Annotated in this window: 11 protein-coding genes and 1 tRNA gene; 6 read left to right on the forward strand and 6 right to left on the reverse strand. The window is 63.5% G+C overall.

The features are described 5' to 3' along the window. Positions 1–159: 159 nt before the first annotated feature. Complete coding sequence (paaZ, locus tag I5S59_RS07860) at positions 160–2,214, forward strand: phenylacetic acid degradation bifunctional protein PaaZ (protein ID WP_197876124.1); 2,055 nt, start codon at positions 160–162, stop codon at positions 2,212–2,214. 183 nt (positions 2,215–2,397) lie between these two features. On the opposite strand, the gene I5S59_RS07865 is transcribed toward paaZ, so the two are convergent. Both I5S59_RS07865 and I5S59_RS07870 read right to left on the reverse strand, forming a co-directional pair. Further along, a complete protein-coding gene (locus I5S59_RS07865; protein ID WP_197876125.1) occupies positions 2,398–2,826 on the reverse strand; it encodes a hypothetical protein in 429 nt (142 codons plus the stop codon). A gap of 178 nt (positions 2,827–3,004) precedes the next feature. After that, positions 3,005–3,081: transfer RNA gene (locus I5S59_RS07870), tRNA-Val, on the reverse strand. A 187-nt stretch (positions 3,082–3,268) separates the two neighbouring features. On the opposite strand from I5S59_RS07870, the gene I5S59_RS07875 reads away from it, so the two are divergent. Next, complete coding sequence (locus I5S59_RS07875; protein WP_197876126.1) at positions 3,269–4,552, forward strand: NAD(P)/FAD-dependent oxidoreductase; 1,284 nt, start codon at positions 3,269–3,271, stop codon at positions 4,550–4,552. A 21-nt stretch (positions 4,553–4,573) separates the two neighbouring features. Here the strand turns inward: I5S59_RS07875 and I5S59_RS07880 are convergent, their stop codons facing one another. Then, positions 4,574–5,317, reverse strand: coding sequence for a PA2778 family cysteine peptidase (locus I5S59_RS07880; RefSeq protein WP_197876127.1), 744 nt, complete (start codon positions 5,315–5,317; stop codon positions 4,574–4,576). 161 nt (positions 5,318–5,478) lie between these two features. Here I5S59_RS07880 and I5S59_RS07885 point away from each other — a divergent pair, with 161 nt between their 5' ends. Next, positions 5,479–5,655, forward strand: coding sequence for a hypothetical protein (locus tag I5S59_RS07885; RefSeq protein WP_164897263.1), 177 nt, complete (start codon positions 5,479–5,481; stop codon positions 5,653–5,655). A 47-nt stretch (positions 5,656–5,702) separates the two neighbouring features. Here the strand turns inward: I5S59_RS07885 and I5S59_RS07890 are convergent, their stop codons facing one another. After that, on the reverse strand, positions 5,703–6,452 hold the full coding sequence (locus I5S59_RS07890) for a TerC family protein (protein WP_197876128.1): 750 nt from the start codon (positions 6,450–6,452) through the stop codon (positions 5,703–5,705). A 31-nt stretch (positions 6,453–6,483) separates the two neighbouring features. After that, entirely contained in the window at positions 6,484–6,723 is a 240-nt protein-coding gene (locus I5S59_RS07895) for a hypothetical protein (protein ID WP_197876129.1), read from the reverse strand. A gap of 134 nt (positions 6,724–6,857) precedes the next feature. Here I5S59_RS07895 and nhaR point away from each other — a divergent pair, with 134 nt between their 5' ends. Then, entirely contained in the window at positions 6,858–7,754 is an 897-nt protein-coding gene (gene nhaR, locus I5S59_RS07900) for a transcriptional activator NhaR (protein WP_128324805.1), read from the forward strand. Here nhaR and I5S59_RS07905 read toward each other — a convergent pair. Further along, on the reverse strand, positions 7,744–8,898 hold the full coding sequence (locus tag I5S59_RS07905) for an MFS transporter (protein WP_197876130.1): 1,155 nt from the start codon (positions 8,896–8,898) through the stop codon (positions 7,744–7,746). The genes nhaR and I5S59_RS07905 overlap by 11 nt on opposite strands. A 213-nt stretch (positions 8,899–9,111) precedes the next feature. Here I5S59_RS07905 and sstT point away from each other — a divergent pair, with 213 nt between their 5' ends. Then, entirely contained in the window at positions 9,112–10,323 is a 1,212-nt protein-coding gene (gene sstT / locus I5S59_RS07910; RefSeq protein ID WP_128324803.1) for a serine/threonine transporter SstT, read from the forward strand. A 94-nt stretch (positions 10,324–10,417) separates the two neighbouring features. Beyond that, positions 10,418–11,062: a YceH family protein gene (locus I5S59_RS07915; protein WP_197876131.1), complete on the forward strand. Its 645-nt coding sequence runs from the start codon at positions 10,418–10,420 to the stop codon at positions 11,060–11,062. The last annotated feature ends 515 nt before the right edge of the window (positions 11,063–11,577 follow it).

Consider the following 11,577-nt stretch of genomic DNA (forward strand, 5'->3'; position numbering starts at 1 on the left):
AACGCTTGATTATCGCCGTGCCTACAAGCTGTTGCAGGATTGCTGTCGGAGCCCCCGGCGGGCACACCACAAACGGCCAGGTGGTGTGGGCGGGGACCGCGTAAAACCCGCCCCCGGGGGGGGGGCGCGGCCCCCCCCCGACACCCTGGAGAATGTTTGATGAGCAACAACCCTACCCTGCAGAGTTTCATCGGCGGCCGCTGGATCGGCCAGCACGGTGCCCAGACCCTGCGCAGCGCGATCAACGGCCAGCCGCTGGCGTGCACCCATGAAGAGGTGCTGGACTTCGCCGAAGCCGTGGCACACGCCCGTCAGCGTGGCATCGCCGAGCTGATGGCGATGGACTTCCAGCAGCGCGCCGCACGCCTCAAGGCCCTCGGCAAGTTCCTGCTTGAGCGTAAAGAGCAGCTGTACGCGCTGTCTCATCACAGCGGTGCGACCCGCGCCGACAGCTGGATCGACATCGAAGGCGGCGCCGGCACCCTGTTCGCCTACGCCAGCATGGGCAGCCGTGAGCTGCCGTCCGGCAATGTGGTGCATGAAGGCCCGGTCATCCCGCTGGGCAAGAACAATACCTTCGCCGGCAGCCACATCCTGGTACCGCGCGGCGGCGTCGCCGTGCACATCAATGCCTTCAACTTCCCGATCTGGGGCATGCTCGAAAAGTTCGCCCCAAGCTTCCTCGCCGGCATGCCGTGCATCGTCAAGCCAGCCACCGCCACCAGCTACCTGACCGAAGCCGCCGTGCGCCTGATGGATGAGTCCGGCCTGTTGCCCGCCGGCAGCCTGCAGCTGATCGTCGGTGGCACCGGCGACCTGCTCGACCGCCTGCAGGGCCAAGACGTGGTGACCTTCACCGGTTCCGCCGACACCGCCGCCAAGCTGCGCGTCAACGCCAATCTGGTGCGCAATTCGATTCCGTTCAACGCCGAGGCGGACTCGCTGAACTGCGCGATCCTCGCCCCGGAAGTCACCCCGGACGACGAAGAGTTCGAGCTGTTCGTCAGGGAAGTCGCCCGCGAAATGACCACCAAGGCCGGCCAGAAGTGCACCGCGATTCGCCGTGCCATCGTTCCGGCCAAGCACATCGACGCGGTGGCCGAGCGCCTGCGCGACCGCCTGGCCAAGGTAGTGGTCGGTGACCCGTCGGTAGAAGGCGTGAAAATGGGCGCACTGGCCTCGCATGCCCAGCAGGCCGACGTTGCCGAGCGCGTTGCTGCACTGCTTGAGTCGAGCGACCTGCTGTTTGGCGCCAAAGACGGTTTCGCCCCGCGTGGCGAGGGCGTCAACGAAGGTGCATTCTTCGCCCCTACCCTGCTGCGCAGCCGCGACCCGCATGCCGAAGGCGGCGCCCACGACATCGAAGCGTTCGGCCCGGTCAGCACCCTGATGGCCTACGACGATCTCGACGAAGCCATCGCCCTGGCCGCCCGCGGCAAGGGCAGCCTGGTCGCCAGCCTGATCACCAAGGACCCACGCGTCGCCGCCAAGGTAGTACCTGCCGCCGCTGCGCTGCACGGTCGCCTGCACATCCTCGACCGCGAATCGGCGGCCGAATCCACCGGCCACGGTTCGCCGTTGCCACAGCTCAAGCATGGCGGCCCGGGTCGCGCGGGTGGTGGCGAAGAGCTCGGCGGCCTGCGCGCAGTCAAGCACTACCTGCAACGCACCGCAATACAAGGCTCGCCGAGCATGCTCATGGCGGTCACCGGTGAATACGTCCGCGGCGCCAAGGTCTACGAGACCGAAGTGCACCCGTTCCGTCGCCACTTCGAAGACCTGCAGATCGGCGAGTCGCTGCTGACCCACCGCCGCACCGTCACCGAGTCGGACCTGGTCAACTTCGGCTGCCTGTCCGGCGACCACTTCTATATGCACTTCGATGACATCGCCGCCAAGGACTCGCAGTTCGGCAAGCGCATCGCCCACGGCTACTTCGTGCTGTCCGCGGCCGCGGGCCTGTTTGTTTCGCCTGGCGTCGGCCCGGTACTGGCCAACTATGGCCTGGACACCCTGCGCTTCATTACACCGGTGGGGATCGGCGACACCATCCAGGCGCGCCTGACCTGCAAGCGCAAGATCGACCAGGGTAAGGTCAGTCCGAAAGGCGAGCCGCAAGGTGTAGTGGCCTGGGACGTCGAGGTGACCAACCAGAACGGCGAGCTGTGCGCGAGCTACGACATCCTTACCCTGGTGGTGAAGCGCAACGCCTGATGTAGCCCCGCAGAGCCTGTGGGAGCGGGTTTACCCGCGAAGAATTCAACGCGATGGACAGGTCTTGCCGACATCTGCGCTGCCTGTACCGGCGTCTTCGCGGGCAAGCCCGCTCCCACAGGTGCATCACAGCTTTCAAAATCCCCGCAGGGCCTGTAGGAGCAGGCGGCAGCCCCAACGTGGCTAGATGACTTTGGCGCAGAACAGGTCCTGATTGCCGTCTGCAGCACTGCTGCGCACCACCAGGGCATAGTTGCCCGAGCGCAAGGTGTCGAGCGGCAGAGGGGCAACCTTCACCAGCTCCATACCCGGGCCATGCAGGTCCGAACGCACGGTGTCATTCATCGAGTAAGCCGGCTTGCCACTCACGGCGCCGCACCCACCTGCATAGAGGTAGGTGTAAAGACGCGCAGGAAGACTGGTTGAATCCGGCACACCACTGACAGCGATGCGGATCTGCGTCTCACTGCCCATCCCTACCAGGCTGGCCAGGGCGATATGCCCGGCGTTGTCTTGGGTTGCATTCAGCGGAACGTTGACGACTTGATGATCAGCACACCCTGACAGCCATCCGGCCGCCATCAGCAGTGCCAGCGAAGATAGAATCTTCATCGTAGGACTCCTTACAAGCAGTACGCATGAAAGTTATCCCCCTGTTAATTCTAGCGGTGCTGCCTGTGCAGGCTGTACTTCGGATGGCCGGTCTGCGGGGAAACGCAGGTGCAGAAACCAAAAAAGGCGACCCTCTCGGATCGCCTTCTCTGTACCGCCAGCAGGGGCGGATTTGATTTGGTAGGCACAATTGGACTCGAACCAACGACCCCCACCATGTCAAGGTGGTGCTCTAACCAACTGAGCTATGTGCCTGCTGTGAGGCGGCATTCTACGGAATCGGACGACCGTGTCAACTATTTTTTTCTAGCTAAACCACTGAATAACAAACGTATTTGTGAAAAACCCGAGTAAAGGATTTTCAACACACGACTAGCGGGTGTTTATTATTATTGATAGCATCAGTACAGTCGTAAAAAATATAACACAGAGGTTTCGCAGCATGGCCAACACCCCCTACCCACAGTCCTACTACGCCGCATCGGCCAATCCGGTTCCGCCGCGCCCGGCGCTGCAGGAAGAGGTACAGACCGATGTCTGCGTAATCGGCGCCGGCTACACCGGTTTGTCCAGCGCCTTGTTCCTGCTGGAGGCGGGCTTCAGTGTGACCGTGCTGGAAGCCGCCAAGGTCGGTTTCGGCGCATCGGGCCGCAACGGTGGCCAGATCGTCAACAGCTACAGCCGTGACATCGACGTCATCGAGCGCACCGTTGGCCCCAAGCAGGCGCAACTGCTCGGGCACATGGCGTTTGAAGGCGGGCGCATCATCCGTGAGCGCGTAGCCAAGTACAACATCCAGTGCGACCTGAAGGACGGCGGTGTGTTCGCTGCCCTGACCGCCAAGCAGATGGGCCACCTGGAATCGCAAAAGCGCCTGTGGGAACGCTTCGGCCATACCCAGCTGGAACTGATGGACCAGAAGCGCATTCGTGAAGTGGTCGGTTGCGACCAGTACCTGGGCGGCATGCTCGACATGAGCGGCGGCCACATCCACCCGCTGAACCTGGCCCTGGGCGAAGCCGCTGCGGTCGAGTCGCTGGGCGGCAAGATCTACGAGCAGTCCCCGGCCGTACGCATCGAGCGTGGCGCCAACCCGGTCATTCACACCCCGCAGGGTAAAGTACGCGCCAAGTTCGTGATCGTCGCCGGTAACGCCTACCTGGGCAACCTGGTGCCGGAACTGGCGGCCAAGTCCATGCCGTGCGGCACCCAGGTGATCACCACCGAGCCACTGGGCGAAGACCTGGCACGCAGCCTGCTGCCGCAGGACTACTGCGTCGAAGACTGCAACTACCTGCTCGACTACTACCGCCTGACCGGCGACAAGCGCCTGATCTTCGGCGGTGGCGTGGTGTACGGTGCCCGTGACCCGGCCAACATCGAAGCGATCATTCGTCCGAAGATGCTCAAGGCCTTCCCGCAGCTCAAAGACGTGAAGATCGACTACGCCTGGACCGGTAACTTCCTGCTGACCCTGTCGCGCCTGCCACAGGTTGGCCGTCTGGGTGACAACATCTACTACTCCCAGGGTTGCAGTGGCCACGGTGTCACCTACACCCACCTGGCGGGCAAGGTACTGGCCGAAGCCCTGCGTGGCCAGGCCGAGCGTTTCGACGCTTTCGCCGAGCTGCCGCACTACCCGTTCCCGGGTGGCCAGTTGCTGCGCGTACCGTTCAGCGCCCTGGGCGCCTGGTACTACAGCCTGCGCGACCGCCTGGGCTTCTAAGCCCAGGCCCGGCCAGCGCCGTCACTGCCCCAGGGTGCTGACGGCCTGGCGCGCCGCTTGTTCCTGGCCCGCCTGGGCCAGGTCATTGGCCGCTTTCAGCCAGCGCTGACGGTCAACCTGAGCCGGCAACTGATTCGGTTGCTGGACCAGCACCGCCCAACTCCCCTCCTTGTTCCAGGCCGACGTGAAATCGTCGAAGTCCATCAGCATGCGCCGGTGCATGCCGGTACGCAGCAGCACCCGTTGCTTGTAACGGTCGTAGCCGACCAGCAAGGCGTAGCGCCGCTCGCCCCAGAACGCCGAACCTTCTTCATAGTGCAGCAGCACCGGATTACCGGCGGCCACTTGCGTCAACAGCGCGTCCAGCTTCGGTTCCAGCGGATAGACCACCATGCCGTATTGGCGGGCCACGGTCTGCATCGAGTCCTGCAGCTTGTCGATGCCTTGCGGCAAGCCCAGCGGTTGCTCCAGCAACCCCGGGGTAATGCGCACGCCCTGTTGCGACAGGATCGCCGCCAGCGCCATCGGCGCACTCTGGTTGGCATTGCCGCGGTAGAACGGCACCGCGCCGATTTCTACCCGCTGCGGCAGGCCCTTGATCGAAGCCGGCGGCTGGCTGGCACAGCCGACCAGGGCCAGGGCCAACGCACAGGCGGCCAGCACGCGACGCGGGGCGACGCAAAAGGATGAAGTAGACAGTGGCAGCATGAACACTCGCTTGTGCTGATGCCCGGCAGACAGCGCCCGGCCCTGGGGAGCGATCATAGGCCCGCAGGCCGCGCGGGTATAGTGCGACGGTGGCTTAGAACAAAGTGGCCCAAGGTGCTAGACCATCGGTCAATAGCCTGCAACATGGCCTGGGCTAGACTGTAGTCGTGTCCTCGTGGCAAGCATCATGGGCTGGCCAGGGACCTGAGGAGGCACACATGAGCCTGACGATGGCAATCTTCCTGCTGGTTGGCGCCTGGTTGAGCGTAGCTGCGGCGATGCTCTGGGGCGTGCTGCGCATTGCCCGCCGCCATCACCCGCACCACACCTTGCCGAAACAGACCGGCGAACCGATCCCCACCCGGCGCAGCCGCCGGCACGCCAACGCGCACTGAAAACAAAAAGGGCCAGCAGATGCTGGCCCTTACGCTTACTACTGCGATCAGCCCTCGGCGGCTTCACGCTTGAGGCGTGCCCGGCGCGAGAGGATGTTCAGCGCTTCGATAGCGGTAGAGAACGCCATCGCTGCATACACATAGCCTTTCGGTACATGGGCGCCAAAGCCTTCGGCGATCAGGGTCATACCGATCATGATCAGGAAGCCCAGGGCCAGCATCACCACGGTCGGGTTGTCGTTGATGAACTTGGCCAGCGGGTCGGCAGCCACCAGCATCACGACCACGGCACTGACCACAGCGATGATCATGATCGGCAGGTGCTCGGTCATGCCCACGGCGGTGATGATGCTGTCGATCGAGAAGACGATGTCCAGCAACAGGATCTGACCGATAGCGGCAGCAAAGCCCAGGGTAACGGTCGAAGACGCCTTGCTTTCTTCCTTGGCCCGCGGGTCGACGCTCTCATGGATCTCGGTCGTCGCCTTCCACAACAGGAACAGACCACCGGCGATGAGGATCATGTCCTTCCAGGAGAAGGTATGGCCGAACACGTCAATGACCGGCTCGGTCAGCTGCACGATCCAGGCAATGGTGCTGAGCAGGCCCAGGCGCATCACCAGCGCCATGCTGATACCGATACGGCGCGCCTTGGAACGGAATTCCTCAGGCAACTTGTTGGTCAGGATGGAGATAAAGATCAGGTTGTCGATGCCCAGCACGATCTCCATGGCCACCAGGGTGGCCAGGGCTACCCAGGCGGTCGGGCTTGCAGCGAGTTCCAACAAGTATTCCATGAATCATTCCTGCATCGAGGTTAGGGGTGGTTCAGATTTCTTTGGCGCTGTCATCGCGCTCGGTTTTTTCCGCCTTCGCGGCCTCGGAGCCAGTGGCTTCGCTGAGGGCCTCTTGCGCGGCTTCGTTGGTCTTGTCGATGGCTTCCTTGGCTGATTCGGCGGCCTGGTTGAGCATTTGCTGGGCGGATTTCTCGGCCTGCTCGCACCCGCTCATGGCAAACAGGGCCAGCAGCAACACCAGGGGTGTTCCGATGGATTTGAGGTTCAACATCTGTGGTTCTCCGTGTCGATGATCAGTGCCCACTCAGTGGCACCGTGATGGCGGGAATTCTAAATACCTTAATACATCAGGAAAATTCGTATTTTCAGCGGTTATACTTCGGTTTTTACGAATCGGGAATACACATGCTTAACTACCGGCAGTTGCACTACTTCTGGGTGGTGGCCCGCACCGGCAGCATTGTGCGGGCCGGCGAGCAGCTGAACCTGACCCCGCAGACCATCAGCGGACAGATCAGCCTGCTCGAGCAAACCTATGGCATCGAGCTGTTCCGCCGGGTCGGGCGGCAACTGGAACTGACCGAAAGCGGCCGCCAGGCGCTGACCTACGCCGAGCAGATGTTCCAGATTGGCGGTGAGCTGGAGGCCATGCTGCGCACTCGCCCGGACGAACAGCAGATCCTGTTCCGGGTCGGGGTTGCCGACGTGGTGCCCAAGTCCATCGTCTACCGCCTGTTGGCGCCCACCATGGAGATGGAAGACGCCCTGCGCCTGAGCTGCCGCGAAGACAAACTGGAGCGCCTGCTGGCCGACCTTGCGATCCAGCGCCTGGACCTAGTGATCTCCGACAGCCCCATGCCCAGCCACCTGGACATCAAGGGCGTGAGCCAGCGCCTGGGGGAATGCGGCATCAGCTTTTTCGCCACCCCGGCGCTGGCCGCTCAGGTGGGCACCGATTTCCCCGCCTGCCTGCAGCACGCGCCGATGCTGATTCCCGGTCAGGAAACCGTGGTGCGCAGCCGCTTGCTGCGCTGGCTGGCCGAGCAGCAGATTCAGCCGCGCATTGTCGGCGAGTTCGACGACAGCGCCTTGATGCAGGCCTTCGGTCAGTCCGGCAGCGGGATTTTCATCGGCCCCAGCGTGATTGCCGACGAAGTCTGCCGGCAATACGGGGTCGAGCTAATTGGCCAGACCGACGCAGTCATCGAGTCGTTCTATGCCATTTCGGTGGAGCGCAAGGTCAAGCACCCGGGCATCGTTGCCATCACCGAGGGCGCGCGCCGCCAGTTGTTCAACTGGTAGTGCGGGTGGCGTCCATGCGCATCAGTCCCAGGGCCAACAGCACCGAAATGCCGATCAGCACGGCAGCGGCATAGCCGAGGCTGGCCAGCCCGACGCTGTCGATCACCCGGCCACCAATGATCGCCCCCAGGCCAATCCCCAGGTTGCCGCCGGCAATGTTCAACGAAGCGGCAAAAGCGGGTGCCTGGGGCGCGGCTTTGATCAAGCGCACATGGCTGACCAGAAACAGCGCCGCCTGGGTGGCGCCCCAGATGGCCAGGGCGGCGATCAGGCCGTAGGTGGAATGAATGCTCGGCACCAGGGCGATCAGACCAACCAGCATCAATGCGCAAAAGCCGCCGGAGGCCAGCAGCGGATGACGGTCCACCGCGCGCCCACCGAGGCTGTTGCCGATCAGCCCTACCGCGCCGAAGCCCATCAGGTACCAGCCCACCCGCGCGCCATCAAACCCGGCCAGGCGCTCGAGGATATCGGCAAGGTAGGTGTAGGCCGTGAACATGCCACTGAACACCAGCACCGACAGCAGTACATGGCCCTGCAGCAAGCGGCTGCGCAAAATACCGAACTGGCCACGCAACGAAGTGGCCTGGTTGTGCCGGGGCGTACGCGGCAAATACAGGTGAAGCAGCAGCGCCTTGACCAGCGCCAGCCCGGCCAGCAGGGCAAACGCCGCTCGCCAGCCCAGCGCGTCGCCCACCAGGGTGCCGACCGGAATACCGAACACCGTGGCGCAGACTACGCCAAAGCTGATCTTGGAAATCGCCCGCCCGGCATAGGCCGGCCCGACAATGTCTACCGCCGTTTCACTGGCCAAGGCCCAAAACACCGGCAAGCCCAAGGCCGGCAACAGTCGCGCCAGGCCCATGACGTAGATATTCGGGGCCAGCGCCGCCAAGGCATTGCAGGCGGCAAACAACAGCAAGGTGCCGACAAACAGGCGCTTGCGATCAAAACGGGCGCACCAGGCCGTCAGAAACGGCCCAAAGCAGGCCACGGTAAAGGCAAACAGGGTCACCAGCAGCCCGGCCTGGGGCACACTGACCGCCAGGTCGCGGGCGATCCCCGGCAACAGGCCGACAATCACGAACTCGGTGGTCAGTACAGTGAAACCGGCCGCAGCCAGCAACAGAATCGGCAATAACATCTACACTCCAGCGTTTTAAACATCCACGGCGCTGTGGCGTTTTGAGGGGCGCGCATACTACACCCCTGCCCAGCTGACTGACACAGGGCAATCACCCTTCTGGCGCGCTGTGCTAAAGTCGCGCCCCTTTCGTGGCCCGATCGCCCGACGCCACCTCCTTTCCGGCGTCACCCCGGGCTGGCTGCCCCTCTTTATCGCTGAGAAACACCCGACATGACACCCGTTCTAAAGCTGTTGAACCGTACCAGCCTGGTAGTGCAGATCATGATCGGCCTGGTGGCCGGCATTGCCCTGGCCCTGATCGCGCCTGAAGTTGCGATGAACCTCGGCTTCATCGGCAAGGTGTTCGTCTCCGCCCTGAAGGCCGTGGCGCCAGTGCTGGTGTTCATTCTGGTGATGGCCTCCATCGCCAACCACAAGCACGGCACCGAAACCCACATCCGCCCGATCCTGGTGCTGTATCTGTTCGGTACCTTTGCCGCAGCCGTGGTCGCGGTGGTCGCCAGCATGGCCTTCCCGTCACACTTGGCCCTGAGCACCTCCGAAGTGGCCCTTAGCGCCCCGGGTGGCATCACCGAAGTGCTGCAAAGCCTGCTGCTTAGCGTGGTCGACAACCCGGTGAGCGCGCTGATGAACGCCAATTTCATCGGTATCCTGGCGTGGGCCATCGGCCTCGGTGTGGCGATTCGTCATGCCGGCCAGACCACCCGCACCGTGGTTGAAGACCTGTCCAACGGCGTGACCCTGATCGTGCGTGTGGTCATCCGCTTTGCCCCGCTGGGCATTTTCGGCCTGGTGGCCTCGACCCTGGCGCAGTCGGGCCTGAATGCACTGCTCGGTTACCTGCACCTGCTGGCTGTGCTGATCGGCTGCATGCTGTTTGTCGCGCTGGTGATGAACCCGCTGATCGTGTTCTGGAAAATCCGTCGCAACCCTTACCCGCTGGTGCTGCTGTGCCTGCGTGAAAGCGGTATCACGGCCTTTTTCACCCGTAGCTCGGCCGCCAACATCCCGGTCAACCTGGCCTTGAGCGAGCGCCTGGGGCTGCATGAAGACACCTACTCGGTGTCGATCCCGTTGGGTGCAACCATCAACATGGCCGGCGCCGCCATCACCATTACCGTGCTGACCCTGGCCGCCGTGCATACCCTGGGCATAGCCGTCGACATCCCCACCGCCATCCTGCTCAGCGTCGTCGCCGCCGTCTGCGCCTGTGGCGCTTCGGGTGTCGCCGGCGGTTCGCTGCTGCTGATCCCGCTGGCCTGCAGTCTGTTCGGCATTCCCAGCGAAATCGCCATGCAGGTAGTGGCCGTCGGCTTCATCATCGGGGTGCTGCAAGACTCGGCGGAAACCGCGCTGAACTCCTCCACCGACGTGCTGTTCACCGCTGCGGCGTGCATGGCCGAAGAACGTCGCGCCTCCTGAGCCAGACCGCTGCCGGTGCGCCTGCACCGGCAGCTTGTGTTTTACCCTGTCCCGCACCTAGGCTAGTGGCCTTACTTCGCATAGAGACAGGGTCATGTCCGACGAACTCCACTCCCCTTCCGAAGCCCGCTTCACCCCCATCGAGGTCCGCGTGCTCGGCTCGCTGATCGAAAAGCAGGCCACCAGCCCGGAAACCTACCCGCTGACCTTGAACGCCCTGGTACTGGCCTGCAACCAGAAGACCAGCCGCGAGCCGGTGCTGAACCTCAGCCAGGGCCAGGTGGGCCAGGCCCTGCGCGCCCTTGAAGGCCAGGGCCTGACCCGTCTGCAGATGGGCAGCCGCGCCGACCGCTGGGAGCAGCGTGTCGACAAGGCGCTGGAGCTGGTGCCGGCGCAGGTCACCCTGCTGGGCCTGATGTTTTTGCGCGGCCCGCAGACAGTCAACGAACTGCTCACCCGCAGCAACCGCATGCATGATTTCGAGGACAGCGAGCAGGTCGTGCATCAGCTCGAGCGCCTGATTGCCCGTGGCTTTGCCTTGCACCTGCCACGCCAGGCCGGCCAGCGTGAGGACCGCTACACCCATGCGCTGGGTGATCCGGCGGAAATCGACGCCATTCTTGCTGCCCGCCAGCAAGGGCCGGAGCGCAGTGGCGGCGGCGCGGTGTCGGTGGAGCGCATCGAGGCGCTGGAGGCGCGGATTGCTGCGCTGGAAGAACGGCTGGCGGCGCTGGAGTAACCCGCTGAAGGTGCCAGGCTTGCCGACGAACCGGGCTCTGCGGTTTGCCAGCCTTACCGCGTCATCGTTCTTCGCGGGCAAGCCTCGCTCCTACAGGTGGTCTGAGCTTGTTTGCTGTAGGAGCCAGGCTTGCCGGCGAAACGGGCTCTGCGGTGTGTCAGCCTTACCGCGTCAGCGTTCTTCGCGGGCAAGCCTCGCTCCTACAGGTGGTCTGAGCTTGTTTGCTGTAGGAGCCAGGCTTGCCGGCGAAATGGGCCCCGCGATGTGCCTGCCTTATTGCGTCATCGTTCTTCGCGGGCAAGCCTCGCTCCTACAGGTGGCCGGAGCTTGTTTGCTGTAGGAGCCAGGCTTGCCGGCGAAATGGGCCCCGCGATGTGCCTGCCTTACTGCGTCATCGTTCTTCGCGGGCAAGCCTCGCTCCTACAGGTGGTCTGAGCTTGTTTGCTGTAGGAGCCAGGCTTGCCGGCGAAACGGGCTCTGCGGTGTGTCAGCCTTACCGCGTCAGCGTTCTTCGC

Origin of the sequence: Pseudomonas alkylphenolica (assembly GCF_016009175.1) — a bacterium.
Taxonomy (GTDB): domain Bacteria; phylum Pseudomonadota; class Gammaproteobacteria; order Pseudomonadales; family Pseudomonadaceae; genus Aquipseudomonas; species Aquipseudomonas alkylphenolica_B.

Coding starts and splice junctions, on each gene's coding strand:
- paaZ (WP_197876124.1), top strand. CDS start 160: ATGAGCAACAACCCTACCCTGCAGAGTTTCATCGGCGGCCGCTGGATC.
- I5S59_RS07865 (WP_197876125.1), bottom strand. CDS start 2,826: ATGAAGATTCTATCTTCGCTGGCACTGCTGATGGCGGCCGGATGGCTG.
- I5S59_RS07875 (WP_197876126.1), top strand. CDS start 3,269: ATGGCCAACACCCCCTACCCACAGTCCTACTACGCCGCATCGGCCAAT.
- I5S59_RS07880 (WP_197876127.1), bottom strand. CDS start 5,317: ATGATCGCTCCCCAGGGCCGGGCGCTGTCTGCCGGGCATCAGCACAAG.
- I5S59_RS07885 (WP_164897263.1), top strand. CDS start 5,479: ATGAGCCTGACGATGGCAATCTTCCTGCTGGTTGGCGCCTGGTTGAGC.
- I5S59_RS07890 (WP_197876128.1), bottom strand. CDS start 6,452: ATGGAATACTTGTTGGAACTCGCTGCAAGCCCGACCGCCTGGGTAGCC.
- I5S59_RS07895 (WP_197876129.1), bottom strand. CDS start 6,723: ATGTTGAACCTCAAATCCATCGGAACACCCCTGGTGTTGCTGCTGGCC.
- nhaR (WP_128324805.1), top strand. CDS start 6,858: ATGCTTAACTACCGGCAGTTGCACTACTTCTGGGTGGTGGCCCGCACC.
- I5S59_RS07905 (WP_197876130.1), bottom strand. CDS start 8,898: ATGTTATTGCCGATTCTGTTGCTGGCTGCGGCCGGTTTCACTGTACTG.
- sstT (WP_128324803.1), top strand. CDS start 9,112: ATGACACCCGTTCTAAAGCTGTTGAACCGTACCAGCCTGGTAGTGCAG.
- I5S59_RS07915 (WP_197876131.1), top strand. CDS start 10,418: ATGTCCGACGAACTCCACTCCCCTTCCGAAGCCCGCTTCACCCCCATC.